Below are 25963 nucleotides of genomic sequence, written 5' to 3'. Positions count from 1 at the left end.
TTGCGACGCTCTGACCGGCGCGGAAGGCGGAAGGTCGGGCAGGCGGAAATCAGCCGCCGCTGTGCATCACGTCGGCGGCGGCGGGGACGGTGTCGTCCTCGGGGTCGTCGAGCCAGCCGTCGGGGAGGGCGACCTTGGTCTGCGGCGAGCCCTGGCGGCCGCGGGGGCCGAGGGCGTCGGTGGGGAAGGGGACCGCGGGGTCGAGCTGGGCGACGAGGTCCTCGAGCTGAGCGAGCCGGGAGACGGTGGCGAAGCTGCGGCGCAGCTGCGAGCCGACCGGAAATCCCATCAGGTACCAGGCCATGTGCTTGCGGATGTCGCGCATCGCCTTGTCCTCGCCGTCGTGGGCGGTGAGCAGGGTCGCGTGCCGGATCAGGATCTCGCCGACGCGGCCGAGCGTCGGCCCGTCGGGGATCGGCTCGCCGCGCAGCGCGGCGCTGAGTTCGGCGAACAGCCAGGGGCGGCCGAGGCAGCCGCGGCCGACGACGACACCGTCGCAGCCGGTCTCGCGCATCATCCGCAGGGCGTCGTCGGCGGAGAAGATGTCGCCGTTGCCGAGCACCGGGATGGTGGTGACGGTTTCCTTGAGCCGCGCGATGGCCGACCAGTCGGCCGCGCCGGAGTACAGCTGGGCCGCGGTGCGGGCGTGCAGCGCGACGGCGGCCGCGCCCTCGGCCTCGGCGATGCGGCCGGTGTCGAGGTAGGTGTGGTGGTCGTCGTCGATGCCGACGCGGAACTTGAACGTCACCGGGACGCCGGCGGGTTCGGCCGCCGCGACCATCTCCCGGACGATGTTGGCGAACAGCCTGCGCTTGTACGGCAGCGCCGAGCCGCCGCCGAGCCTGGTCACCTTGCGGACCGGGCAGCCCAGATTGAGGTCGATGTGGTCGGCCCAGCCCTCGCCGACGATGATCCGCACGGCCTCGCCGAGCGTCTTCGGATCGACACCGTAGAGCTGCATCGAGCGCGGGTTCTCGTCGGCGTCGAACGACATCATGTGCAGCGTCTTCTCGTTGCGCTCGACCACCGCGCGCGCGGTGATCATCTCGCAGACGTAGATCGAGGTCGCGCTGCCGAATTCGCGGCACAGGGTGCGGAACGCGCGGTTGGTGATGCCCGCCATCGGGGCGAGCACGACCGGCGGATCGACCGGGTAGGGCCCGATCCGCAGCGGCGTCGTCACCTGGGGCATCGTGGTAGTCACGTCGGCCATTGTCTCATCACCCGAGGTCGCGACCACAAAAAGCCCTGGTGCGACCGATCACAGCGGCCGTTGCGGACCGGCTCGCAGGGCGTGTCGCCGACCGGACACGCGCGGTGTGATCGATATCGCGTACTACCTGTTTCGCGTGGTTACAGCATCATGACCGCGCCGGAGCGCCCGCGCGTGTGAGCAACACGACAGCATTCGGCCGTGGCCGATCGCCGCGCGCGCTACGGCTCAGTAACCTGTGTCTGCCGGCACCGTCGCCTCGGGCGGTGCGCTGTTCCCACGTAATCGGAGAAACCACCCCATGGCCGAACCCGCTGACGACGCCACCGACCTGACCAAGCCCGCCGCCCCAGCGCAGCCGGACAAGGGGACGGTCGCCGTGCAGATCTCGTCGCTGATCGGCGGCGCTGTCATCGCCGTCCTCGCGATCATCGCGATCGTGCTCGGCGTGCTGCTCGGCTCGGCGCGCTCCGAGCTGTCCGACCTGAAGGCGCAGGCCGCCGACGACGCGAAGGCCGAGCAGATCGCCCTCGACTATGCCGTCGGCTCGGCGACGCTGAACTATCAGGACGTCGACGCCTGGGTGGCCAAGCTGAAGGCGGGCACCTCGACGGAGCTGTCCGGCAAGTTCGAGGCGACCGGCGACAAGCTGGAGCAGATCATCATCCCGCTCAAGTGGACCTCCAGCGCGACGCCGATCACCGCGAAGGTGATGTCGCACGAGGGCGACGTCTACAAGGTGGCCGCGTTCGTCGACGTGAGCACCACCAACGCCCAGAACCCCGACGGCCTGCGCAACACCGTCACCTACAACATCACCGTCGACGCGGGCAAGGATTGGAAGATCACCGACGTCGGCAGCACCGACGGCGCCCTGCCCACCAAGTAGCCCCACTGACGAAAACAGCGCCGCCCTCCGAATCCGGAGGGCGGCGCTGAGTGGTTCGACAGCCTAGACGCGCGCCAGCTCGAGCTTCTTGGCCTCGCGGGCCAGCATCTTGTCGCGCTGCTCCTCGAACTTGAGCACGTCGGCGCCCAGCTTGTCGAGGAAGTCGGCCAGGCGCTCACGGGTGGCCTCACCGCGGGCGGTGAAGTCGGTCCGCTCGAAGATGTTCCACTTCTTGAGCACCGGCTGGACGACCTCTTCGAGGTGCTGACGCAGGTCGTAGATGCCGTGCTTGGCCATCAGCACGCCGTTGCGCCGGAAGTTCGGCATGCCCGCGCCGGGCATCTGGAAGTTCTCCACGATCAGGGAGATGGCCTCGATCGCCTGGTCGGGGCTCAGGTCGAGGGCCGCGCCGCAGAGGTTGCGGTAGAAGATCATGTGCAGGTTCTCGTCGGCGGCGACGCGCTGCAGCATGCGATCGGCGATCGGGTCGTCGCAGACCTTGCCGGTGTTGCGGTGGCTCACGCGGGTGGCCAGCTCCTGGAAGGTCACGTAGGCGACCGAGTGCAGGAAGCCGGCGTCGACCTCGGTGGGCGAGGCGAAACCGTTGGTCATGTGGATCATGCGCGCGTTCTCGAGGGCGACCGGGTCCACACCGCGGGTGACCACCAGGTAGTCGCGCATCACGATGCCGTGCCGGTTCTCCTCGGCGGTCCAGCGGCCGACCCAGGTGCCCCAGGCGCCGTCCTGGGAGAAGTTCTCGGCGATCTCACGGTGGTAGGACGGCAGGTTGTCCTCGGTGAGCAGGTTGGTGATCATGGCCGCCTTGGCGACCTCGTTGAGCTTGGACTGCTCCGGATCCCAGTCGATGCCGCCCATGGCGGCGAAGTTGCGGCCCTCATCCCACGGGACGTAGTCGTGGGGATGCCATTCCTTGGCCAGCGACAGGTGCCGATTGACGTTCTCTTCGGCAACCGGCTCCAACTCTGTGAGCAGTTCGAGTTGAGTCAGATCCCTTGCCATGTAAAAAACCCTTCGCTGTCGTGCTTACGGTCGAACGTCGCGATGCGGCCATACCTTACGGCACCGTAGGTGTGATGCGAAACGCAACTGAGCGGAATCCTGCCGAGTTTGATCAACGCCACAACCTCGGCCGACGCCGTCTCGTCGTGCTGACGAGTCTAGGTGTTCGGCCCGCAGCGTAGGGACTATCGCTGCGGGCCGCGCGGTGTTAGCCCCCGGTGGGGAACCTCTCAGCGCTTGCCACCGAGCAGGCCGCCCAGAATGCTGCCCAGACCGCCGCCGGCGTTCTTCGCCAGCGCCTCGCCGATCACGCCGCCGAGCCCGCCGCTGCTGGTGCTGCCGCCGATCAGCCCGCCCAGCAGATCGCCGAGACCGCCGCCGGAAGCCTGCGGCTGCGGTGCCGGTGCCGGCGCGGCCGCACCGCCACCGCCGGTCAGCTGCTTGGCGACATAGGCGAGCACGATCGGCGCCAGGATCGGCAGCAGCTTGCCGATCAGGTCGTTGCCGCCGGTCCCGCCGGTGCCGCCGAGGGCGCTGATGACGGTGTTCTTCTCGTCGCCGAAGACGTTGTCGACGATCTTCTCGCCGTCGGCCACGTCCACCTGCTGCAGATCGACGGCGCCCTCGCCCTCGACGAGACCGCCGTGGTTGTCGAGCGCGCCGAGCAGCGACGCGGCGCCCTGCGGTTCGGCCGCGTTGGCCTGCAGCCCGCCGAGCAGCGTCGGGAGCGCCGCCTGGACGGCGTTGGTCGCGGTCGCCTGGTCGACGCCGAGCTGGTCGGCGATCTGGGCGATCGGTACCTGGGAGAGCAAATCATCGAAGGAAGTCATCGGCTCCGCCTGTGTCGAATGGGGCCCGGTAGTGCCCGGGTCGGGCTCAGGGTAGGGGACCGAGATGGCGGAACCGGGGGTTTCGGCGGCGTCTGCGTCTGGCGCGTCGCCACGTGACGTTGGTCATCCGGGCCTCGTTGGTCAACCCGAGTAGCCGGTTACGCGTGCCCCGGCGACCGCGGAAGCCGACGGTGGAGGGAACGGCGCAACCTGTTGGGAGTGAGGACGATGGCCGAGCCGATGACGATCGCGGCGGACCCGCCGCCGAAGCAGGCGTCGCCGCCCACCTACGACGCCTTCCTGTCCTACTCGCACGCCGACCGCGCCATCGCGGCGGGCATCCAGCGCGGCCTGCACCGCATCGGCCGCCGCGTCGGCCGCCTGCACGCCCTGCGGGTCTTCCGCGACGCCACCGACCTGACCGCCAGCCCCGACCTGTGGGGCAAGGTCGCCGAGGCGATGGACCAGGCCCGCTACTGCATCGTCGTGCTGTCCCCGCATTCGGCCGCCTCGGAATGGGTGGACCGCGAGATCGCCTACTGGCTGCGCACCCGCGGCCCCGAACACCTGCTGTTCGTCGTCGCGGGCGGGCAGGTGAAATGGGACCGCGAGCTGCACCGCTTCGATCCCGACCGCTCGACCGTCGCACTCCCGGTCCTGACCGAGCCCGGCGCGCTCCCCACCGAACCCCTCTACGTCGACGTCACCGAGGACGCCCCGTGGGACCCGCGCGCCGCCCTCTTCCGCGAGAAGCTCACCGACCTCGCGGCGCCGATCCACGGCAAGCCGAAATACGAACTGGCGGGGGAGGATCTGCGGGAACAGCGGAGGTTCCGGCGGTTGCGCCGCGCCGCCGTCGCGGGGCTGGTCCTGCTCACCGTGCTCGCGCTCATCGCCGCTTTCGTCGCCATCGACCGGCAGCGGGAGGCGGTGCGCCAACGCAACCAGGCGATCGGGCTGCGTTTGGTCTCCGACACCGAGTCCATGCTGGCCGGTGCCCGTCCGCGCGACGACGTGCGGGCGATCCAGCAGACGCTGGCGGCGCGCCAGATCACGCCCGACTTCGACGAGGGAGCGTTGCTGCGGACGTTGAATGCGGAAGCGGCGGTGGACAAGATCGTGCAGACGGGGAAACCGTTCAGCACGAATGCAGTCCTCGACGGATTCGACGCGATGGCCGAGGCATACCGGACAGCCACGCCGGACTTCAGTATCGCGTACAGCCCGGCGGGCGACCGAATCCTCACCAGCGGCATCGAGATGCGACTGTGGGACGCGGCAACGGGTGATCGCATCGATCGCGCCTTCGATCCTCAGCCGCGCGCACTGCGTGCGGTGTTCAGCCCGGACGGTCGCCGGATCGCGGGCACGAGCGCCGACGGCGCGGTCCAGATCTGGGATGCCGAGACCGGAAAGGCGGTCGCTCCACCGCTGGTGGGCTTCGAAAGCGCCGTCAATAGCATCGCCTTCTCCCCGGATGGCCGATCGGTGGTGGCGGCGGGTGGACAAGACGGCACGATTCGGTGGTGGGACATCGTCGACGGTCGCACTGAGGTGTTCACCGGCCACGAAGGCGCGGTGAACTCGGTGGCGTTCAGCCCAGACGGCAGGCGTTTCGTCTCCGGCGGTGAAGACACCACCGTGCGTATCTGGAACGTCGATTCACCTACCGCCCCGCCGGCGACTTTGCGTCGGCACGGTCAAATCGTGAGATCCGTCGCCTGGAGTCCCGATGGTCGACGTATCGCGTCCGGCAGCATCGGCGTGGCCAGCATGGCGGCCTCAGCGCCCGAGTTCGGCACGGGCCTCTTGCTCTGGGACACCGACACAGGTCAACCGGTAGGACAACCGCTCATGGGGTACGACGGGCTCATCACCTCCGTCGCGTTCAGCCCCGACAGCACCAGACTGGCTTCCGGATCGACCGACAGCACGGTCAGACTGTGGAACGTGGCCACCGGAACACCGGAGGGGACGCCGCTGGAAGGCCACTCCGGTTGGGTGATGGGTGTCGAATTCGACCCCGACGGCCGCCGCCTCGCTTCCACGGCGTTCGACGGGACGATGCGTATCTGGGACATCAGTCGATCCGGTTCGCTCGGCTCGCCTTGGCCGTCGGACGAGGGATCATCGGAACCGGGCTTCGGCGCGGTGCTGGCTTTCGAGGGTGAGGGCAGCCTCTATGCCAAGCAGGTCGACGCGGACGCCTCGGTGTGGGTGGTCGATGCGCAGACCGGCCGCAGCATCCGTCTCGTCGACTACCCGGACGATTTCGGAGCCCGGGCGGCGGTGAGCGCGGACGGCCGCCGCGTCGCCGTCACCGGCCCTGACAAGACCGTCACCTTCTACGACACCGAGACCGGCGAGCAGGTGGGCCGCCCACTGACCGGATTCGGTGAGCAGGTGGGCGATCTGGACTTTGCCGCGACCAGTTCTCGGCTGGCCACCGCCACCGTCGGAAATGTCGTACAGGTATGGAACACCGACACCGCCGCGCTCGTCGGCGGGCCGTTCGACGGACTGCCCGAGGTCGACGGGATCGTGCTCAGCCCGGACGGTCGCTATCTCGCGGTGGCCGACGACAAGACGGTCCGGCTGTGGAACACCGAGACCGGCGCACCGATCGGCGACCCGCTGACCGGACACACCTCCGACATCAGCAGCATCGAATTCGATGCTGCTGAAACGCGCCTGCTCACCCACAGCCCCGATTCGGTACGTCTCTGGGACGTGCGCACCGGTGCCCTCGTCAAGGAGATTCGTGCCAAATTCATCTGGGCGGCGGCGATGGCGCCCGACGGGTCCCGGTTCGTCACCGGTGAGGAAGCGATCCTGCGCCGATGGGATACGCGAACCGGCGAGCAGATCGGCCCTCCGATGGCAGGGCACACGGACTGGGTGCGGAGCTTGGCCATCAGCGCTGATGGGCGCTATATCGTTTCCGGATCCAGCGACCGGACCCTGCGCTTCTGGGATCTGGCCGACGGCCACGCGATCGGTGAGCCGTTGCAGGGGGCGCCCGGCTGGATCGAAGGCGTGTGGATCAGTGCGGACAGCGCGACGGTCCGAACCATGCAACGGGACTTCGACGACAAGACCACCCTCTGGACCTGGCCTGGTCCCGAGGCATGGGCACGGCTGCTGTGCGACAAACTCCCTCATGAAATGAGCCGCCGGCAGTGGTCGGAATGGGTGTCCCCAGACCTGGAGTACCACTCGGTCTGCCCCGAGCTCCCGCCCCACCCCGACGACCGCTGACACGGACTGGGCGTGGCGGGAATCACAAGTACTCGCGCCGACGGAACCTCGGGCCTGCGGCCGGCGAATAGCGCGCAGTGAGGCGAGGGGGTGGGATTCGTCGGGATGTAGGCGGCGCACACGCGCGTGGCCAGTTCTTTCATCGTGGCCTGCGGGCGGGTGTGGTGGCTCAGCCTGCCTATCCCCGCAGGTCAGCCAGGTAAAACATGGTGCCCCCTGTAGGACTCGAACCTACGACCTAGTGATTAAAAGTCACCAGCTCTACCAACTGAGCTAAAGGGGCGCGGTGGGGAGTCTAACCGACACCGGCCCGTCGGGCCGAATACCGACCCCCGGCGCCGCCGGGAGTCGGGGGAGGCGCTGGTGGGCGCCGGTAACGAACCGTCCGGGCCGGACGATTCGTGGTAAACAACTGGTACCCATCACCGTTCGCGCTTGGGGCGCTGACGTGGTATCGAATACTGTTGTATTGCAACAGTTTTCGATGAGCAGGGGTTTCGTGGCCGATGAGGTGGTCCGGTGTTGGCGCGGTTCTCGCGACCTGCGGGCGAACGGCAGGGGGTTCGCGCGTGGGCGGTGGGCCAGGTCAACCGGGCTGTGCGCCTATGGAATTCGTAGCTTACGAAACCATTCCGGTTGCGCCTCGTTTGCTGGCCTGGATAACCGAACCGGATGTTCGGATGGGTGTTCCATTTGCCGCGTGTCGGCTGCGGAATGCGGGTACGGTGATTGCCTGGTGAATTTCGGAACAATCACCGGTGCTGCGTTATCCGACGGCCGCCCGGTGCTGGGTGCGGTGTCGAGGAATTCATCGAGGGTTCGAAGTGCCGGGGCAAACGCGATGGGCGCGCGAATCTTCGGCAAAGGGGCAATCGTTACCGCAGGAGGAGGCGGTTCTCACAGGTAGTTGAGCCCGAGTGTGCACCCCCTGCGGCGCACTCGGGCAGGCGAACTATACCAGCCGGAGGGGTACCGGCTTTTCTGCGAGATTTCATACCGAAAGTTTGTAATAAAACCACAATTCGCGCTACCGGTTGGTTATTGATCGTTAGCGACGAGAAGGTTCGGAGGCGTTTCGAGCATGGCACGGCAGCAAGAGCGGGCGCGCCGGACACGCGCGGCGATAATCAAGTCCGCGGCCGTCGAGTTCGGGAAGAGCGGATATGCGGCGGCATCGCTCAACCGCATTCTGGAAGGTTCACGCGCGACCAAGGGCGCGATGTACTTCCACTTCGACTCCAAGGAAGACCTCGCGCGCGCGGTCCTGGAGACCGCGGTCGAGCGCTACCGCACCTGTGCGGAGCGCTGGCTGGCCCGCGCCGATCTGGGGCCGCTCGACGTCCTGCACGGGATGGTGGACGAGATCGCGCTGCGGCTCGAGCACGACACCATCGTGCAGGCGGAGTACCGGCTCGTGATCGAGCCCGAGTTCCATCGCGACGCGGGCAACGGCGGCGGCCGCATCGTCGGCCGGGCCACCCGGGTGCTGGCCGTGCGCGCGATCGACGACGGACAGCTGCGCGCCGACGCCGACCCCGACCGCTTCACCCGCACGCTCTCCGCGGCGCTGGCCGGCCAGCGCTACCTGGTCGACCCGATCGCCAACGGCTCGGCCGCCGATCTGCGCGCCCGGTTCGCGGAGGTGCTGGAGGTTATCGTGGAGGCGATGGCGACGCCGGTGTGGATCCAGAACTTCCGCAGCGACGGGTGGCGCTCACAGGCGCGCCTGGATGACCTCGGTTTGGGCGCCTGACCAGCCGATTTGGAAGTCTGCGCACACCTGTCATAAGCTATGCGAGCTCCCAACGGAAACGTTGAAAGCCGGTCCGGAGAGATCCGGGACGAGCCCCCTTCGTCTAGCGGCCTAGGACGCCGCCCTTTCAAGGCGGTAGCGCGGGTTCGAATCCCGTAGGGGGTACAGTCTTCGGACTGTGTAGTACAGCAAGGCCCTGTGGCGCAGTTGGTTAGCGCGCCGCCCTGTCACGGCGGAGGTCGCGGGTTCGAGTCCCGTCAGGGTCGCAAGTAGCGCCGGAGTGATCCGGCGCTTCGCGTATGGCATTCCGTACGGGTGCCTGCGGCCAGGTAGCTCAGTTGGTACGAGCGTCCGCCTGAAAAGCGGAAGGTCGCCGGTTCGATCCCGGCCCTGGCCACTCATGAAGACCAGCCTTTCGGCTGGTCTTCACTCATTTCCGGGCTCGGTAGCGAGGCTAGGTCGTGAGGTCGACGAGTGCGGCGCCCGCGGCGTTGGTCTGCACCGAGGAGATGCCCTTCTTGGCCGCGTCCTTGGACTCGTAGGCCTGCGACTGGGCGATGATCTCGTTGTTGCCCGCCTTGAGCCGCCACCGGAACTTACCCGCCGCGTCGGCGAAGATCTCGAACTTTCCTGCCATGATCGGGCCCCGCTTTCGTTCGAAGGGAAAACGCGCCTACCAGCACAGAATAGGCCAGCGGTGCGGCCGGGCGGGGGATTCGCCGCGTCAGCGGGTGGTGGGCATGCGCAGGGCGTTCACCCACAGGCGGGTGACGGTGTAGACGAGGTCCTCGAGCGGGCGGGGCTCGCCGTCGAGGTGGCCGTCGGCGACGACGAAGTAGTGGAAGGCCAGGCGGCTGACCATGCCGGAGAGGGCTCGCGAGGTGAGCATCGGGTCGAGCTCGGGGTCGGCGAGGCCGCGTTTTTGCAGGTCGGCGATGCTGCGGGCGTTGCGGTGGATGAAGGCGTCGGCGCGGTTCTGGCGCAGCTTGCTGAACTCGGGATCGATATTGGCGACCTGCTCGAGCAGGCCCATCAGCTTGGCGTTGCGTCGGTAGGCCTCGAAGTAGGCGCGGTTGCTCGCCTCGACGATCGACGCGGGGTCGTCGTCGTCTGCCACGTGCCGCATGCCGGGGTGCAGCATGTCTTCCTGGGCGTGTTCGAGGATGGCCGCGAAGATCTCCTCCTTGCCCGCGAAATAGGTGTAGAAGGTGCCCGAGGAGCAGTTGGCTTCCTGGGTGATGTCGACCAGCCGGGTGTCGAGGTAGCCCAGCCGTTCGAAGACCGTTCGGCCCGCGTCGATCAGGGCCGACCTGGTTCGCAGGCCGCGCGGGGTGGCGGGTAGCTCACGCAGCAGCGAAGTGCGCGCCATCGAGGGCGGCGCGCCTTCGCTGTCGGTGTGGTCCATGCAGTATTTATAGCGCTCAGGGCTGGAACACGACGCGGCCGACCGTGCTGCCGTCGCCGAGCCTGCCGAGGCCGTCGGGCACGTCGGCCAGCGAAAGCCGCTCGCTGATCAGCGGTTTCAGCTGACCGGCGGCGGCCAGCCGGGTGAGTTCGGCGTGGCAGTCCGCGATCGCCCCCGGGTTGTACTGCTTGTACAAGCCCCAGTGCAGGCCGATGATCGAGTAGTTCTTGATCAGCGCGTGGTTGAGCGCGGGCTGCGGGATGGTGCCGCCGGCGAAGCCGATCACCAGGATGCGGCCCTCGAAGGCGACGCACTTGGTCGACTTGGCGTAGGCGTCGCCGCCGACCGGGTCGTAGATCACGTCCGCGCCGCGGCCGCCGGTGAACTCCTTCACGATCGGCACGAAGTCCTCGGTGCGCCGGTCGATGACGAGGTCGGCGCCGAGCCGACGGCAGTACTCGGCCTTGTCCGGCCCGCCGACCACGCCGATCACGGTCGCGCCCGCGGCCTTGCCCAGCTGCACGGCGGTGCTGCCGACGCCGCCCGCGGCCGCGTGCACCAGCAGGGTCTCGCCCGCCTTCACCTGGGTGCGCCGGTGCAGCGCGAACCAGCTCGTCTGGTAGCCGATGGACAGCGCGGCGGCCTCGGCGTCGTCGAGCGCCGCCGGAGCGGGAAAGACGTTGTCCGCGTCGAGGACCGCCAGTTCGGCGAACGCGCCGCCGGGCAGGGTGGTGGTGCCGACGACCCGGTCACCGACCGCGCACCGGGTGACATCGGCGCCCACCGCGAGCACCGTGCCGCTCAACTCCACGCCGGGCGTGAACGGCAGCGGTGGCTTGATCTGGTACTCCCCGCGGCACAGCAGCACGTCCGGGAAGTTGGCGGGCGCGGCCAGCACGCGCACCAGCACCTGGCCCGGCCCGGCGACGGGGTCGTCGATGTCGTCGAGCCGCAGCACCGCGCGTGGTTCGCCGAGCTCGTGCACCTGCCAAGCCTTCATGATGACCTCCTGCTAGATTCCGGCGTCGTCGGCGACGTCGCGGGCCAGACGCAGCACGGCGTCGAGGCGCTCGGCCGTCGGCGCGCCCGCCGCGGCCTTGTTCTCGGGGTTGTCCAGCGCGCGGCGCAGCACGCCCTCGCCGATGATCGCGAGCTTCCACAGCCCGAGGACCTGCCAGAACTTCAGCGCGGCCGGATCGCGGCCGGTCAGGTCGAGGTACTGGCGGGCCAGCTCGGCGCGGTCGGGGAAGCCGTCGAGCGTGGACGCCGGGAAGTCACCGGCGATGAGCTCGCCCGGCTCCGCCCAGTAGGCGAGCATGCTGCCCATGTCGGCCAGCGGGTCGCCGAGGGTGGACAGTTCCCAGTCCAGCGCGGCCGTCACCGCGCCGGTCTCGCGGGAGGTGATGACGTTGCGAAGGTGGAAATCGCCGTGCACCAGGCAGACCTCGGTCTGCTCCGGCACCGCGGCGGTGAGCCTGCGGGTGAGATCGTCGAGCTCGGGCAGGTCCCTGGTCTTGGACCGTTCCAGCTGACCGCTCCATCGCTTGAGCTGACGCGGCGCGTACGGGGTGTGCGCGGCCAGATCGGCCAGGCCGACCGCGGCCGGGTCGACCGCGTGGATGCGCGCCAGCGTCCGCGGCAGGGATTCCGCGATCGCCCGGCGGCGCTGCGGCGTCAGCGATTCCACGATCGGCATGGTGTCGACCACCTGCCCGTCGACGTACTCCATCAGCACCAGCGGCGCGTCGACCAGCGCCGGATCGGTGAGCACGCCGAAGATCCGCGGCACCGGCACCTCGGTGGACTCGAGCGCGGCGATGATCCGCGCCTCCCGCACGACATCGTGGGCCGAGGCCAGCAGCTTGCCGAGCGGCGGCCTGCGCAGCACCCACCGCCGGTCCGCGGCATCGGTGACCAGGTAGGTCAGATTCGATTGACCGAGCCCGATCCGGGCGAAGCGCAGCGGCGCCGCGCATTCGATGCCGAGGGTGGCGAACCAGCTGGTCACCACGGCCGGGTCGATCCCGACGATTGCTCGCGTGTCAGACACCGATCGAGGCTCCGCTCCGGAACAGGGGCGCGTCGCCCAGGCGCTGTCCGCCGTCGATCACCAGGATCTCGCCGGTGATCCAGCGCGCCGCGTCGGACACCAGGAACGTGACGGCGTCGGCGATATCGCCGGGCTCACCGATCCGGTTCAGCGCGATGCTGTTCGCGACGGCGTCCTCCTTGTCCTTCCACAGCGCCTCGGCCAGTTTGGTGCGGACCACGCCGGGCGCGATCGCGTTGACGCGCACCTTCGGCGACAGCTCCAGCGCCATCTGCTTGGTCAGGTGGATCAGCGCGGCCTTGGCCCCGTTGTACATGCCGATGTTCGGGTCGAGGACCAGCCCGCCGATCGAGGCGTTGTTCACGACGGCGCCGCCGTGCTCGCCCATCCACGCCTCGGTGACCAGCGACGTCCACAGGATCGGCGCCCACACGTTGACGTCGAAGGTCTTGGCGAACCGGCTGTGGTCCTGGCTGACCACCGGGCCGTAGGCGGGATTGGTGCCCGCGTTGTTGACCAGGATGTCGACGCTGCCGAAGTGCTCCACGGTCAGTTCGACGCATCGTCGGGCCGCCGCCTCGTCGGTGGCGTGCGCGCCGACGCCGATGGCGTTGCCGGTCACCTGCGCGGCGGCCGCGTCGGCCGCCTCCTGGGTCCGCGCGGTCAGCACGACATTGCCGCCCGCCGCCGCGATGGCCTGGGCGATCGCCAGCCCGATGCCGCGGGAGGCACCGGTGACGATCGCGGTGCGCCCGGTCAGGTCGGGTCCGGTCATCGGTTGCTCTCCTTGCCGCGGTACTTGCTCAGTTCCTGGCGCGCGATGGCGCGCTTGTGCACCTCGTCCGGGCCGTCGGCCAGGCGCAGCGAGCGCAGCTGGGCCCAGGCCAGCGCGAGCGGGAAGTCGTCGGTGACGCCGCCGGCGCCGTGCACCTGGATCGCGCGGTCGAGGACCTCGAGCGCGATGGTCGGCGCGGCGACCTTGATCGCGGCGATCTCGGTGCGGGCGGCCTTGTTGCCGACGGTGTCCATCAGGTGCGCGGCCTTGAGCGTCAGCAGCCGGATCATCTCGATATTGATCCGCGACTCGGCGATCCAGTCCTGGATATTGGCGTTCTCGGCGATCGGCTTGCCGAAGGTGACCCGCGACAATGCCCGCTGACACAGCATCTCCAGCGCGCGTTCGGCCATGCCGATGCTGCGCATGCAGTGGTGGATGCGGCCGGGCCCGAGCCGGGCCTGGCTGATCGCGAAGCCCTCGCCCTCGCCCTTGAGCACGTCGGTGACCGGCACCCGCACGTCGGCGAAATCGATCTCGGCGTGGCCCTCGCGCTCCTGGTAGCCGAACAGCGGCAGGCCGCGCAGGATGGTCACGCCGGGGGCGTCGATCGGGACGACCATCATCGACTGCTGCCGGTGCGGCGCGGCGGTCGGATCGGTCTTGCCCATCACGATCAGGACCTTGCAGTTGCGGTGCAGGGCGTTGGTGGCGAACCACTTGCGGCCGTTGAGCACGTACTCGTCGCCGTCGCGCACCATCGACAGTTCCACATTGGTGGCGTCGGAGCTGGCCACGCCGGGTTCGGTCATCGCGAACGCGGAGGCCATGGTGCCGTCGAGCAGCGGTTCGAGGTACTTGCGCTTGTGCTCCTCGGTGCCGAACAGCTCGAGCACCTCCATGTTCCCGGTGTCGGGGGCGTTGCAGTTGCAGGCCTCCGAGGCGAGATGGCTGCGGCCCATGATCTCGGCGAGCGGCGCGTACTCGAGGTTGGTCAGGCCGGGGCCGCGACCGGGGTGCGGGTGGAAGAGGTTCCACAGGCCGCGTCGCTTGGCCTCGGCCTTGAGCTCCTCGAGGATCGGCGGCTGGAAGTGCGGGTCACCGGACTCCCGCATCTGCTCCTCGTAGACGGGTTCGGCGGGGTAGACGTGCGCGTCCATGAAATCGAGCAGGTCGGCGCGGTATTTCTCGGCGCGCTCGGAGAGATCGAACAGCGACATGGGAGCTCCCGATGATCGGCGGTGACTTGTCAGCGAACCTATTAGAAGTTGACGTCAACTTCAAGTCTGTTCCGTCGACGCCGCCCAGCTGGGGTGGCTGAGCTGGGCGGGTGGCTTACGGCCGGACCAGGGTGGCGATCCAGGCGCGGGTGTCGGCGGGGTCGATGACGTCGTCGAGTTCGAATCCGGTCGCCGCGGTGAGCGCCTTGCCCTGCTGATAGGCGAGGGTGAGCAGCTGCTGGAACAGGATCTCGCGGGCGGCCGGGTCCGCGGCGGCGGCCAGCTCCTTGCGGAAGCCGAGGCGCACCGCGCCCTCGAGCCCCATCGGCCCGATCTCGCCGGTCGGCCAGGCGACGGTGAAGTCCGGCGCGCGGAAGTGCCCGGCCGCCATCGCCATCGCGCCGAGGCCGTAGCCCTTGCGCAGGATGATCGTGCCGAAGGGGACGCTCAGCCGGGCGCCGCGCACGAACAGGTCGCTGAACCGGCGCACCGTCGCGGTCCGCTCCGCGTCCGGGCCGACCATGAATCCCGGTGTGTCACACAGGGCGACGACCGGGAGCCCGAACGCCTCGCACAGCCCGAGGAAATCGCCCATCTTGTCGGCGGCCTCGGCATCGATGGCACCGCCGAGGTGATGACTGCTGTTGGCCACCAGGCCGAACGGCACGCCGTCGACCCGGATCAGCGCGGTGACGATGCCGACCCCGTAGTCGGAGCGCAGTTCCAGGATCGAGCCGAGATCGGCGATCGCCTCGATCGCGCGGTGAATGTCGTAGGCGCGCAAGCGGTTCTCCGGCACCACGTGCCGGGCCAGGCGCGGGTCGGGCGCCGTGTAGTCCGCGATCGGGCCCTGGAAATAGCCGAGGTACTGCTTGGCCAGCGCCACCGCGTGCGCCTCGTCGCGGGCGACCAGGTCGACCACGCCGTTGCGCCGCTGGACCTCGATCGGTCCGATGTCCTCCGGGCGGTACACGCCGAGCCCGCCGCCCTCGATCATCGCCGGGCCACCCATGCCGAGGTTGGCGTCGGGCGTCGCGATGATCACGTCGCAGACCCCGGCCAGGGCGGCGTTCCCGGCGAAGCAGCGCCCGGACACGATCGTCACCAGCGGCACCTGCCCGCGCAGCGCGGCGAGCGCGCGGAAGGTCGGCACATCCAGGCCCATGCCGGTCACGTCGGTGTCGCCGGGCCTGCCGCCGCCGCCCTCGGCGAACAGCACCACCGGCACCCGCTTGCGGGCGGCCAGGTCGAAGGCGCGGTCGGTCTTGGCGTGATTGTTCTTGCCCTGGGTGCCCGCGAGCACGGTGTAGTCGTAGGAGACCACCACCGCTTCGGCGGCCGCCCGGCCGAAGCGGTCGGCGCCGATGGTGGCCAGGCCGGTGATCAGGCCGTCGGCGGGGGTGTTGGCGATCAGGTCTTCCTCGGTGCGCCTGCTGCGCTGGGCGGCGACGGCCAGCGCGCCGTATTCGACGAAGCTGTCCGGGTCGACCAGGTCGGCGATGTTCTCCCTGGCCGTGCGGCGTCCGAGCCCGTGCCGCTTGGCCACCGCGTCCGGGCGGGATTCGTCCAGCGTGCCGAGGTGGCGCGCGCGGATCTCGTCGACATCGGCCCGCGAACGGCCGGGGTCCAGCTCGGCCTGCGCGCGGTCGGCGGCGTCGGCGCCGGTGCGGCTGACGATCACCAGCGGATCGCCGGGCGCGACCACCTGGCCCGGGTGGACCAGCACCCGGACGGTCCGCACCGCGGCCGGTGCGGCGAGCACGTGCTGCATCTTCATGGCCTCGAGCACGATCAGCTGTCCACCGGCCGCGACCTCGGTGCCCTCGCCGGTCACCTCGACCACGGTGCCCGCCAGGTGCGCCCGCACCGCTTCCTGTCCCGGATACAGCTCGACCGCGGCGATCGCGATCTCCGGCCGCCCGGCGTCGGCCGCCGCGACCAGCGCGGGCAGGTGTTCGCCGAGATAGCCGGTGGTGACGGTGCCGGTCTGGAATCGGCGGTCGCCGAGGATTTCCCGCAGGAAGCCGAGATTGGTGCGCGGGCCGTCGACAGTGAATTCGGCCAGCGCGGTGGCCGCCTTGCGCGCGGCGGCGTGGAAGGAATTCCCCCGGGTGCGCGTGATGACCTTGGCCAGCAGCGAGTCGTAGCGCGGGCTCGGGGTGAGGCCGGGACGGCCGAAGGTGTCGACGCGCACGCCGGGGCCGGTCGGTGGGGCGAACGCGGTCAGCGTGCCCGCGGTCGGGACGGCCGACCCGTCGGCCGTCATCGTCTCCATGTTCACCCTGGCCTGGATCGCGATGCCGTCGGCGGTGGCGGGTGCGCCGTCGGATCGCGTTCCGTCGGAGACGATTCCGTTCGGCAGACCCAGCTCGGCGAAGGCCGCGCCCCCGGCGATGGCCAGCTGCGCCGCCACCAGGTCGACACCGGTCACCTCCTCGGTGACGGTGTGCTCCACCTGGATCCGCGGATTCACCTCCAGGAAGACGAATCGCTCACCGGTGACCAGGAATTCGACGGTGGCGAGCCCGCGATAGCCGACCCGCGCGCACAGCCGGGCGGCCGCCTCGTGCAGATTCCGGCGCAGGCTGTCCGAAAGTCCCTGCGCCGGGGCGATTTCGAGCAGCTTCTGATGCCTGCGCTGCACACTGCAATCCCGATCGCCGAGCGCCAGCGCGGTGGTGCCGTCACCGGTGGGCGCGGCGACGATCTGCACCTCGATGTGCCGGGCGTCGGCGAGCAGTGCCTCGGCGAACACCGCCGGGTCGCCGAAGCCGAGTTCGGCCTCCGCGGCACACTGCCGATAGGCGTCGTCGATCTCCGCGGCCGTGCGGACCACCCGCATGCCGCGCCCACCACCACCGGCCAGCGCCTTGATCATGATCGGGCCCGGCTGGGCCGCGAAGAACGCGCCGACCTCGGCGAGCGTGCTCGCGCCGTCGGTGGCGGGCAGCACGGGGACGCCCGCGGCGACGGCGGTGCGCCGGGCCGCCGACTTGTCGCCGAACAGGTCGAGCACGGCGGGGTCGGGGCCGACGAAGGTGCGGCCCGCCGCGGCGCACGCCCTGGCGAACTCGGCGTTCTCGCTCAGGAAGCCGTAGCCGGGATGGATGAGTTCGGCGCCGGATTCCTTGGCGGCGGCCAGGATCGCGGCCTGGTCGAGATAGGGCGCCGGTCCGGCGCCGGCCAGGCCGATCGCCTCGTCGGCCGCGTGCACATTCGGGTTGCCGGCGTCGTCCTCGGCGTAGACCGCCACGGTGCGCAGGCCGAGTTCGGCGGCGGTGCGGATGATGCGCAGGGCGATCTCGCCGCGATTGGCGATCAACAGGGTCACGTGGCGTCCTCGATGTCGGCGAAGCCGATCAGCCGTTGGGCGATGGCGATGTGGTCGGTGACGAACTGTTCGCGCTGGTCCGGGCGGGCGCGGGCGGCGCCGATCAGCAGTGCGTCGGAGAGGGTTTCGACGATGCGTGGCAGCGGCGCGCAGGGGTCGATCTCGCCCTCGACACGTTCGAGAAACGCGGTGAACCGATGCCGCAGGCGCTCGCGCACCCGGGTCCATTGCGCGCCGATCGCCGGGTCGACATCGGCGCGATGCTCGATCAACGTCACCAGCGCGCCGTTGGCGAACACCGCCGCCGCGAAAGCCCGTGTGGTGGCGGCGATAACCGTCACCGGTGCGGTGACCTCGACGTCGACCACCAGCTGCGCGTCCAGGAACTGCGCGCACACCCGCTCGGTGATCGCCTGGAACACCTCGTCTTTGGAGGAGAAGTACGCGTAGAACGTCGCTCGCGAGACCCGCGCCCGCGTGGTGATCGTCTCCACCGAGGTCTGGTCGTACCCGAGCTCGGCGAAGCACCCCGCCGCCGCGTCGAGCAACTCGCCCCGCCGCGGCCCGGCACTGTCCTTGCGCGCCGACCTGGCCCGTTGCTGCGCCTCGCTGGTGGTCACCGCCCGAGTGTCGTTGACATTGACGTCAATGTCAACGCTCGGTCGACCGGCCCACCTGCACGATTACCGCCCGAACGCTTCCACGGGGTACAGTCCACCCTCGTTGTAGCGATACATCACGGCCCTGTGGCGCAGTTGGTTAGCGCGCCGCCCTGTCACGGCGGAGGTCGCGGGTTCGAGTCCCGTCAGGGTCGCAGACGAGATCCCCTCACCGATCATCGGTGAGGGGATCTCGCGTTTCCGGGGTCAGCGGCGGTGGTCGATGCTGGTGATGCGGTAGCGGCCGGGGGCCACTTCGGCGGTGCGCATGGTCTGCTGGATCTTCTCGATGGCGGTGTCGCCGGGCCACTGCTGCTGCACGGTGACGTTCCAGACGGTGGGGTCGGTGGAGTCGGCGCGGGTGATGTGGATGCAGTACTTGACGCCGGTCGGGAAGGTGGAAATGCCTGCGGCCAGGGCTGATTCGTCGCCGACATGGGCGTCGTCGGTGACGTAGGTGCGGGCCTTGGCGGCATCGCGGTCGACGTAGTAGCTGTACTCGAAGCCGAGGATCGCGCCCTGCGGGGTGGCGGTGTCGCCGCGTTCGGCGCTGATCGTGATGGACTGGCTGCGGAAGGATTCGCAGCCGGCCACCGCGTGCGCGGGCAGTGGCGGAACGGTGGTCGCGGTGGATCCCGTTGTCGGCGAACCGGACACGGACGCCTGTTTCGCCGCGACCGGTTTGTCGCCGGAGCCGAGGAAGATGTTCGCCGCCAGGCCGAGCACGACCACGAACACGAGCGCGCCGACGATGCCCTTCACCGCGGCGGCGGCTTTCGCCCGGCCGTTGGGGTCGTCGTAGCGTTCGTCGTCGTACTTCTTGCGCGGCCTGCGCGCGATCGGCCCGCCACCGCCGAAGTCCTTGAGGCGCGGCAGGACCGGCATCTCGACCCGGTCACCGCTCTGTTCGGTCGCGGTGGCGGTCGCCCAGTCGTTCCAGTCGACATCGTCGGTGCGGTGCGGCGCCTCCTCGGCGGGCGCCTCGTCGTTCCAGTCGTTCCAGTCGCCGGTGAACCCGTCCTCCTCGGCGGCGGTGCGATAGATCGGCTCGGTCGGCGCGGTGGCGAGCACGCCGGCGGCCTCGTCGAAGTGCTCCGGCTCCGGCGGCGGCCACGTCTCGGGATTGGTGCCGATGGTCTGCGGTTCTGCCTCGCGCCGCCGCCTGCGTCGCCGTTTGCCCTGCGGACGACGGCGCGCCGGATCGGCGGGCGAGGAGAAATAGGCCCCGAACGGATTGTCCATCCGGTGCCCTTACGCGGTCGCCGGGACGACTCCCGGCTGCCCGTGCTTGGGCGCGGCCGACGGACGCTCGCTCTCCTGATCCTGTTGCGGACGGCTCGCCGGCGGAATCACGCCGGTCTGACTCGGCTGCTGCTGTGCGGGCGCGGGCGCGGCGGGTGCCTGCTGCGGCTGCTCGACGACCGGCGATTGGCCCGAGGGCGCCGGTGTCGACGGGGCTGCGGGGGCGGGCTTGGTCGACGCGCCGTTGTTGTTGTTCGACGGCTCCGGCTTGGTGGTGGTGTCGCCGTTGCCGAGCCCGGCGAACAGGCCGCCGGAGTTGCCGCCGCCGTTGGTGGACGGTGTGGTCGGCGACGGTGTCGTGGTGGCCGGCGTGGTCGCGGTGCCGTCGGTGCCCGTGCCGGTGACATTCGCGGCGAGGGTGTCGATGCCGGTGGTCGCCAGGTCGGCGCCCGCGTCGATGCCGTGCATCGCGACCTCGGCGATCTTGTCGATCAGGTGCGTGCCGAAGGTGACGCCCGCGTCGATCGCCGCGGTGCCCAGCGCGACACCACCGTCGATCAGCGCCTCCTGCAGCGCGATCTGGGCGGCCGTCGCCGGATCGGTCGTGGTGGTGTCGGTGTCGATGGTGTTCGTCGACGTGCCGCCCGTGCCGAGGACGTAGACGCCCGGCGACACCTCGACCGCGCCCGGCGGCACGGTGACGCCGTTGGTGCCGCCCAGGTCGGAGGTGAGCTCCTTGGTGTTGCGGGTGTGCTCGTCCATCTCGGTGCTCGCGGTCCCGACGACGGTGACGGCCTCCTGGATCGCCTCCTCCGCGAGCTCGACGATCGCGTCCAGGTTGTTGCCGTTCACCGCGGGTGCGGCGGCCTTCGCCTTGGCACGGAAGTCGGCGATGATCGCGTCGACCTTGGCCGCCGCGGTGGACTGGGTCGAATGCGCCTGGCCGAGCAGGGTACTGAGCCGCTGGCCGCGGTCGGCGGCCGCGGACACCTCGGTCGCGGTCTGGCGCAGGGCCGGCGTGGCCGGTGCGGCGGTGTCGGTCGACTCGAGCGCGTACAGGCCGAGCCGGTGCGGGTCCTCGGTCGCGCTGGTCGCGGTGCTCGCGGTGGTCAGCGCGCTGACCACGGTGGCGTCGGGGTCGGCGGAGGTGTTGGAGCCCAGCGATTTCCGCAGTTCCAGCAGCGGCACCTCCAGCAGCGCGACCACCGGCGCGATCTTCGCCTCGGCCTCCTCCTGGGTGATCGTGCTCAGTGTGGTCTCGGTGACCAGGGATTTCGCGCGCATCACGCCACCTCGCTCTCGATCGCGACCAGGTCGCCCGCCAGCCCGGTATCGACCCCGGTGACATCGGCGCCGTACCGATTCAGGATGTCCTGATACGCGGTGACCAGATTCCCCGCGGTGCTCAACGTCGACGCGTGCGCTCCCGCGGCCGCCGTCCACGCGGCCGCGAATTCCTTCCCGAGCATCCCGAGCCCCGACAGGTCCACCCCCGCCGCCGTCGTCGTGCTGGTCGCCGCTTCTCCGAGTAGATCCGCGACCCGAGCGGCAGCGCGCTGATACGCGTCGAGCGCTGATGGGTCGAATGACATTTCCGCCACGATGCTCTTCCCCTTCACGATCGCGGGTGCTCGTCGGGCACTCCCGGCACGAAAAGCGTAACGAGATCGGCGCGGTTGTGGGTGGTACTGGGTCGGACCCACCGACCGGGACACGCGTGGCGCGGCGAGTAGGGTCGCGGGGGTCATGGGTGTCCTGTTGATCACGTTGCTGGGGTTTGCGGTGGTCGACGCGCTGGATGTGCTGTTGGTGGCGATCACGACGGCGGTGGTGGCGGACAGCCGGCTGGCGCGGCGGTCGCCCGTGGTGGGTGGGCTCAGTTTTCTCGGTGGCGTGTTCGCGGTGTCGGTGGCGTTCGGGATCGCGACGGTGCTCGGGATCGATTTCCTGGTCCGGTTGTTCGACTTCGAGCTGACGCCGGTGCTGCGGTACTGGGGTGAGCTGCTGATCGGTGTGGTGCTGATCGCGGTCGCGGCGTTGCCGATGGACACGACGATGAGCGGCGGCGGGCGCTGGGTCCGGCCGGTGCGGAAGTATCCGTGGCTGATGGGGGTGGTCGGGGTCACGCTGGGGCTGGCGAAGGTGCCGACCTCGGTGCCGTACCTGGCCGCGCTGGCGCTGGTGTCGGCGCAGCGTCCGCTGCCGGTGGTGTGGCCGTTGATCGTGGTCGTCTATTGCGCGATCGCGCTGCTGGTGCCGCTGGTGGTGCTGGCGCTGGCCCTGCGCAAGACCCCGCGCAGCCGCCGGGTCTACCGGCTGCTGGTGCGGTGGATCACCCGCTACGGGCCGCCGGTGGTCCGGGTGTTGTTCGTCGTTTTCGGCGTCGTCCTGGTGGTCGACGCGCTGGTCCACGCCCGCCAGCTGTGGTGACGCGGCCACGGCCGCTCAGGTTCGCGTCAGGTCGATCGAGTACGGTCATAACGAATCGATGACATGCTCGCGCGCCCGTTCGGTGGGGCGCGGGGCGTAACCAGGTGAGCAGGGAGGGCGACCCTTGAGGGTTACCGTTGTTGTGCCGACCTACAACGAGCGGGAAAATCTGCCGGTGGCGGTGGAGCGGCTGACGGCACTGCCGGTTCCCGATCTGCACGTGCTGGTGGTGGACGACAACTCACCCGACGGCACGGGCGAGGTGGCCGACAAGCTGGCCGCCGAGCTGCCGAACGTGGTGGGCGTGCTGCACCGCACCGAGAAGGACGGCCTCGGCCGCGCCTACATCGCGGGCATCACCAAGGCTCTCGACGAGGGCGCCGACGTGGTGATCCAGATGGACGCCGACCTGTCGCACCCCGCCGAGGTGATCCCGGCCATGCTGGAGAAACTGAGTTCCGCCGATACCGGCGTCGTGCTCGGTTCCCGCTACGTGCCCGGTGGTTCGACCGCCGCGGAGTGGAAGTGGTACCGCAAGGCGCTCTCGGCCTGGGCCAACTTCTACGTGAACCTGATCCTGCGCCTCGGCGTGAAGGACGCGACCGCCGGCTTCAAGGCGTGGAAGGCCGACACCCTGCGCGCGATCGACGTGGCCTCGATCCGCAGCAACGGCTACTCGTTCCAGGTCGAGATGAACTACCGCGCGATCAAGAAGGGCTACACGATCGCGGAGGTGCCGATCCGTTTCGAGGAGCGTACCCTCGGCGCGTCGAAGATGAGCCTGAAGGTGCAGCTGGAGTCGGCGCTGATGCCGTGGAAGCTGCTGTTCGGCCGCTCGGTCTAGGGCATACGGCGAAGGGCCCCACCGGTTTTCCGGTGGGGCCCTTCGTCATCTTCGGACTACCGAGTGGTGATGCTGCGGCGCACACCTTCCAGCGCGACCACGATGACCGGCACCAGCACCACGTGCATCACCGACAGCGCGATGGTGGAGGCGGTGTCGAAGTCGGCGTCGACGGTCATCGCGATCGTCGCGATCGACAGCAGCGATCCGACGACCGCCGCGACCCGCAGCACGCCGGTCCACAGGTAGGACACCAGCACGGCGACGGTCAGGCCGATCAGCAGCGGCACGGTCGACATGAAGATCACGCCGCCGGGAGCGACGTCCATCACCTTGCCGCCCTCGGTGGTGATGAAGGATCCGCCCGCGGCCGCGCCGATGCCCCAGACGATCAAGTTCGCCACGACGGCGGCGACCACGCCACCCAGGACGGCGACGGGCCGGTTCAGCGCGGGCAGGGTCAGCGAGCGGGTGGCGGAGGCGGTGGTGGTGGTCATGATGTGCTCCCTCATTCGGTGGTGAGACAATCATGAAACCTAAACAATCCTTGAGGTCAAGCCCGCATCCGAATTCTTTTCGCCGGATCGATGAGACGCTGGTCATACGCCCTGCGCCCGGTTGCTACGACAGTTGGTCGTAGCATGGCGGGGTGTGTTCACCGACGGATCACACCGCGCGCTTACGCGGCGCCGCGGTGGGTGCCGCCTCGGGTGCGGTCGCGATGCTCGCGCACGGACTCGGTGGCGCGACCGCCGTTCCCGGCGGATCGTCGGTGGCCCTGCTGCTCGCCGCCTGCGCGCTGATCGGCGTCGTCGCCTCGGCCCTGCCGCGCGGGAACACGCCGCTGGCGACGATGGCGGTGCTCGCCGTCGGCCAGGGCATCGGGCACACCGCGCTCTCGCTGGGACACGCCCAGCATCACCACACCTTCTCCGCCACCATGCTGCTCGCCCACCTGGTGGCGATCCCGGTGGGCGCGCTCGCGATCCGCGCCGCCGAGGTCGGGGTGCGCCGGGCGATCACCAGCGTGCGTCGGCTGGTCCGCGTGCTCGGCGGGGTGTCGTCGCCGTCCGTGCGGCCGCGTCCGCTACCCCGCGCCGACGATCGCGCGGTGCTGCGGCAACTCCTCCTGCGACCCGGAATCGGGCTGCGCGGTCCGCCCGCCGACGGCCACATCACACGTCACCCCGTTCCGGCGTAGCCGCCGAAATCCGCCGTAGCCGCGGATGATTCGCCGTGCCGGTCCGGGTTCTCACCTCACCCGATGATCGGAGATCTTTCGTGTCCGCATTCCCGCGTACCCACCTGCGTTCGCCCCGCGCCGCCCGTCGGCTCGGCGCCGCGACCGCGCTGTCCGTCCTCGCCGTCTTCGCCACCGCCTGCGCGGATTCCGAGCCGACGCCCGCGCCTGCCGCGGCCGGTGACCGGGTCACCATGAGCGATCAGTGGATCAAGGCCGCCGACTCCGGCATGTCCGCCGCCTTCGGCAATCTGCAGAACACCGGTGACGCGCCGGTGACCCTCGTCGCCGCGACCAGCCCCGCCTCGGACCGGGTCGAGATCCACGAGGTGGTCCCGGACAGCACCGGCGCCAAGACCATGCGTCCCAAGGCCGGTGGCATCACCATCCCCGCGCACGGTGAGGTGACGCTGAAGCCCGGCGCCGAGCACCTGATGTTCATGGACCTGAAGCAGCCGCTGCGCACCGGCTCGGAAACCTCGCTGACCCTGACCTTCGCCGACGGCTCGAGCACCGTCGTCACCGCGCAGGTGCGCGACTTCGCCGGCGGCAAGGAGAACTACGCGCCGGGCACCGAGAACTCCTCGCACGGTGGCTGATCCGCATACCAAGCTCTCCCGCCGGCGGTTGCTCGGCGGGGGAGCGGCGGCGGTCGGCGTGGTCGGCGCGGCCGGGATCGGCTGGGGCGCGGCCGGTCTCGCCGAGCGGGAGCCCGAACGAGACGACGCGCTCGAGGTCGTCTCGTTCTACGGCGCGCACCAGGCGGGCATCGAGACGACGCCACCCGGTCACGTCGCCTTCGCCGGTTTCGATCTGGCGCCGGGCGTCGGCCGCGATGACGTCATCGGCCTGCTCCGGATCTGGACCGACGACGCGTCCCGGCTCACCCAGGGCCTGCCCGCGCTCGCCGACACCGAGCCCGAGCTGGCGGTCCGGCCGGCGCGCCTGACGATCACGGTCGGTTTCGGTCCCGAGCTGTTCACCGCCACCGGCCTGACCGCGCGTCGGCCGAGCTGGCTGCGGCAGCTGCCGCCGTACCCCATCGACCGGCTCGAACCCGCCTACACCGGCGCCGACCTGGTCCTCCAGGTCTGCGCCGAGGAGGCGACGACGGTCGCGCACGCGGTGCGGGTGCTGTCCAAGCACGTGAAGTCGCTGGTGACGGTGCGCTGGGTGCAGCGCGGTTTCCGGGACGCGCCGCGCGGGCAGACCATGCGCAATCTCATGGGCCAGGTCGACGGCACCGTCAACATCGCCCCGCGCACGGTCGACTTCGACCGGCTGGTGTGGGACGACGGCACCTCGGCGCCGTGGCTGGCGGGCGGCACCTCCCTGGTGCTGCGCCGCATCGCCATGGACCTCGACACCTGGGACGAGCTCGACGCCGACGGCCGCGAACTGACCGTCGGGCGCCGGGTGGCCGACGGCGCCCCGCTGACCGGCACGGCCGAACACGACGAGCCGGACCTGGCCGCCGTCGACCGCAACGGCATCCCGGTGATCCCGCCGTCGTCGCACGTCGCCAGGGCCAGGCACACCTATGACGGGGAGCGGTTCCTGCGCCGCGGGTACAACTACGACGAGGCCCCGGCCCCGGGGCAGGTGTCGAATTCGGGCCTGCTGTTCGTCGCCTACCAGCGCGATGTCGCCGCCCAGTACCTCCCGGTCCAGGCCCGGCTGGCGGAGTTCGACGCGCTGAACGAATGGACGACCCCGGTCGGTTCGGCGGTCTTCGCCATCCCGCCCGGCGTCCCCGGCCCCGGCCACTACCTGGGCCAGCAGCTGTTCGAGGGCTGAGACCGAG

The 25963-nt window shown here is 69.8% G+C and carries 23 protein-coding genes and 5 tRNA genes; 12 read left to right on the top strand and 16 right to left on the bottom strand.

The window, feature by feature from the left end; translation table 11 throughout:
- Positions 1-49: 49 nt before the first annotated feature.
- Positions 50-1213: a tRNA dihydrouridine synthase DusB gene (dusB, locus tag ACFYWJ_RS02370; protein WP_378825397.1), complete on the bottom strand. Its 1164-nt coding sequence runs from the start codon at positions 1211-1213 to the stop codon at positions 50-52.
- A 301-nt stretch (positions 1214-1514) separates the two neighbouring features.
- Here dusB and ACFYWJ_RS02365 point away from each other — a divergent pair, with 301 nt between their 5' ends.
- The gene (locus ACFYWJ_RS02365) at positions 1515-2102 is read left to right on the top strand and encodes a hypothetical protein (RefSeq protein ID WP_355271011.1); all 588 of its coding nucleotides are present in this window, start codon (positions 1515-1517) and stop codon (positions 2100-2102) included.
- A gap of 63 nt (positions 2103-2165) precedes the next feature.
- Here ACFYWJ_RS02365 and ACFYWJ_RS02360 read toward each other — a convergent pair whose 3' ends face one another.
- Both ACFYWJ_RS02360 and ACFYWJ_RS02355 read right to left on the bottom strand, forming a co-directional pair.
- Positions 2166-3122, bottom strand: a complete 957-nt coding sequence (locus ACFYWJ_RS02360) for an acyl-ACP desaturase (protein ID WP_355271012.1) — start codon at positions 3120-3122, stop codon at positions 2166-2168.
- 230 nt (positions 3123-3352) lie between these two features.
- Positions 3353-3952 carry a DUF937 domain-containing protein gene (locus ACFYWJ_RS02355; protein ID WP_218717536.1) on the bottom strand — a complete coding sequence of 200 codons (600 nt, stop codon included), beginning with the start codon at positions 3950-3952 and terminating at the stop codon, positions 3353-3355.
- 228 nt (positions 3953-4180) lie between these two features.
- On the opposite strand from ACFYWJ_RS02355, the gene ACFYWJ_RS02350 reads away from it, so the two are divergent.
- Complete coding sequence (locus ACFYWJ_RS02350) at positions 4181-7210, top strand: TIR domain-containing protein (protein ID WP_387160627.1); 3030 nt, start codon at positions 4181-4183, stop codon at positions 7208-7210.
- A 207-nt stretch (positions 7211-7417) separates the two neighbouring features.
- Here the strand turns inward: ACFYWJ_RS02350 and ACFYWJ_RS02345 are convergent.
- A tRNA-Lys gene (locus ACFYWJ_RS02345) sits at positions 7418-7493 on the bottom strand.
- 798 nt (positions 7494-8291) lie between these two features.
- On the opposite strand from ACFYWJ_RS02345, the gene ACFYWJ_RS02340 reads away from it, so the two are divergent.
- From ACFYWJ_RS02340 to ACFYWJ_RS02325, 4 genes are all read left to right on the top strand, one after another.
- Positions 8292-8963, top strand: coding sequence for a TetR family transcriptional regulator (locus tag ACFYWJ_RS02340; protein ID WP_355271014.1), 672 nt, complete (start codon positions 8292-8294; stop codon positions 8961-8963).
- Positions 8964-9055: 92 nt separating this feature from the next.
- Positions 9056-9128, top strand: a tRNA-Glu gene (locus ACFYWJ_RS02335).
- 27 nt (positions 9129-9155) lie between these two features.
- Positions 9156-9229, top strand: a tRNA-Asp gene (locus ACFYWJ_RS02330).
- A 57-nt stretch (positions 9230-9286) separates the two neighbouring features.
- Positions 9287-9360 (top strand) — tRNA-Phe (locus tag ACFYWJ_RS02325).
- A gap of 57 nt (positions 9361-9417) precedes the next feature.
- Here ACFYWJ_RS02325 and ACFYWJ_RS02320 read toward each other — a convergent pair.
- The 8 genes from ACFYWJ_RS02320 to ACFYWJ_RS02285 form a co-directional block, all read right to left on the bottom strand.
- On the bottom strand, positions 9418-9600 hold the full coding sequence (locus ACFYWJ_RS02320; protein ID WP_355271016.1) for a DUF1508 domain-containing protein: 183 nt from the start codon (positions 9598-9600) through the stop codon (positions 9418-9420).
- Positions 9601-9687: 87 nt separating this feature from the next.
- The gene (locus tag ACFYWJ_RS02315; protein ID WP_355271018.1) at positions 9688-10368 is read right to left on the bottom strand and encodes a TetR/AcrR family transcriptional regulator; all 681 of its coding nucleotides are present in this window, start codon (positions 10366-10368) and stop codon (positions 9688-9690) included.
- 16 nt (positions 10369-10384) lie between these two features.
- Complete coding sequence (locus ACFYWJ_RS02310) at positions 10385-11368, bottom strand: NADPH:quinone oxidoreductase family protein (RefSeq protein WP_355271020.1); 984 nt, start codon at positions 11366-11368, stop codon at positions 10385-10387.
- Between the two features lie 12 nt (positions 11369-11380).
- The gene (locus ACFYWJ_RS02305; RefSeq protein ID WP_355271021.1) at positions 11381-12418 is read right to left on the bottom strand and encodes a phosphotransferase family protein; all 1038 of its coding nucleotides are present in this window, start codon (positions 12416-12418) and stop codon (positions 11381-11383) included.
- Positions 12411-13193 (bottom strand): SDR family oxidoreductase, encoded by a 783-nt coding sequence (locus ACFYWJ_RS02300; RefSeq protein ID WP_355271023.1) that lies wholly within the window; start codon positions 13191-13193, stop codon positions 12411-12413. The genes ACFYWJ_RS02305 and ACFYWJ_RS02300 overlap by 8 nt, the downstream gene beginning before the upstream one ends.
- Positions 13190-14413, bottom strand: coding sequence for an acyl-CoA dehydrogenase family protein (locus ACFYWJ_RS02295; protein ID WP_355271025.1), 1224 nt, complete (start codon positions 14411-14413; stop codon positions 13190-13192). The genes ACFYWJ_RS02300 and ACFYWJ_RS02295 overlap by 4 nt, the downstream gene beginning before the upstream one ends.
- Before the next feature lie 115 nt (positions 14414-14528).
- A complete protein-coding gene (locus tag ACFYWJ_RS02290) occupies positions 14529-17744 on the bottom strand; it encodes a carboxyl transferase domain-containing protein (RefSeq protein ID WP_355271026.1) in 3216 nt (1071 codons plus the stop codon).
- The gene (locus ACFYWJ_RS02285; RefSeq protein ID WP_355271028.1) at positions 17741-18364 is read right to left on the bottom strand and encodes a TetR/AcrR family transcriptional regulator; all 624 of its coding nucleotides are present in this window, start codon (positions 18362-18364) and stop codon (positions 17741-17743) included. Before ACFYWJ_RS02285 ends, ACFYWJ_RS02290 begins: the two co-directional genes overlap by 4 nt.
- A gap of 120 nt (positions 18365-18484) precedes the next feature.
- Between ACFYWJ_RS02285 and ACFYWJ_RS02280 the strand changes: the two genes are divergently transcribed.
- Positions 18485-18558, top strand: a tRNA-Asp gene (locus ACFYWJ_RS02280).
- A 52-nt stretch (positions 18559-18610) separates the two neighbouring features.
- On the opposite strand, the gene ACFYWJ_RS02275 is transcribed toward ACFYWJ_RS02280, so the two are convergent.
- The 3 genes from ACFYWJ_RS02275 to ACFYWJ_RS02265 are packed head-to-tail and all read right to left on the bottom strand — an operon-like array spanning position 18611 to position 21237.
- A complete protein-coding gene (locus ACFYWJ_RS02275) occupies positions 18611-19645 on the bottom strand; it encodes a hypothetical protein (protein ID WP_355271030.1) in 1035 nt (344 codons plus the stop codon).
- Between the two features lie 9 nt (positions 19646-19654).
- Entirely contained in the window at positions 19655-20929 is a 1275-nt protein-coding gene (locus ACFYWJ_RS02270) for a hypothetical protein (protein WP_355271032.1), read from the bottom strand.
- Positions 20929-21237 (bottom strand): hypothetical protein, encoded by a 309-nt coding sequence (locus tag ACFYWJ_RS02265; RefSeq protein ID WP_355271033.1) that lies wholly within the window; start codon positions 21235-21237, stop codon positions 20929-20931. Before ACFYWJ_RS02265 ends, ACFYWJ_RS02270 begins: the two co-directional genes overlap by 1 nt.
- A gap of 154 nt (positions 21238-21391) precedes the next feature.
- Here ACFYWJ_RS02265 and ACFYWJ_RS02260 point away from each other — a divergent pair, with 154 nt between their 5' ends.
- Both ACFYWJ_RS02260 and ACFYWJ_RS02255 read left to right on the top strand, forming a co-directional pair.
- The gene (locus tag ACFYWJ_RS02260) at positions 21392-22075 is read left to right on the top strand and encodes a GAP family protein (protein WP_355271035.1); all 684 of its coding nucleotides are present in this window, start codon (positions 21392-21394) and stop codon (positions 22073-22075) included.
- 124 nt (positions 22076-22199) lie between these two features.
- Complete coding sequence (locus ACFYWJ_RS02255) at positions 22200-22919, top strand: polyprenol monophosphomannose synthase (protein ID WP_355271037.1); 720 nt, start codon at positions 22200-22202, stop codon at positions 22917-22919.
- Positions 22920-22975: 56 nt separating this feature from the next.
- Here ACFYWJ_RS02255 and ACFYWJ_RS02250 read toward each other — a convergent pair whose 3' ends face one another.
- A complete protein-coding gene (locus ACFYWJ_RS02250; protein ID WP_355271039.1) occupies positions 22976-23416 on the bottom strand; it encodes a DUF6069 family protein in 441 nt (146 codons plus the stop codon).
- Positions 23417-23568: 152 nt separating this feature from the next.
- Between ACFYWJ_RS02250 and ACFYWJ_RS02245 the strand changes: the two genes are divergently transcribed.
- The 3 genes from ACFYWJ_RS02245 (at position 23569) to ACFYWJ_RS02235 (ending at position 25956) form a co-directional block, all read left to right on the top strand.
- Positions 23569-24120, top strand: coding sequence for a hypothetical protein (locus ACFYWJ_RS02245; protein ID WP_355271041.1), 552 nt, complete (start codon positions 23569-23571; stop codon positions 24118-24120).
- A gap of 80 nt (positions 24121-24200) precedes the next feature.
- Complete coding sequence (locus ACFYWJ_RS02240) at positions 24201-24758, top strand: copper chaperone PCu(A)C (protein ID WP_355271043.1); 558 nt, start codon at positions 24201-24203, stop codon at positions 24756-24758.
- Entirely contained in the window at positions 24751-25956 is a 1206-nt protein-coding gene (locus tag ACFYWJ_RS02235) for a Dyp-type peroxidase (RefSeq protein ID WP_355271045.1), read from the top strand. Before ACFYWJ_RS02240 ends, ACFYWJ_RS02235 begins: the two co-directional genes overlap by 8 nt.
- The last annotated feature ends 7 nt before the right edge of the window (positions 25957-25963 follow it).

Origin of the sequence: Nocardia sp. NPDC003269 (assembly GCF_042888005.1) — a bacterium.
Taxonomy (GTDB): Bacteria; Actinomycetota; Actinomycetes; order Mycobacteriales; family Mycobacteriaceae; genus Nocardia.
Note: the sequence above shows the minus strand (reverse complement) of the source record. Positions and strands in the feature narration are given on the sequence as shown.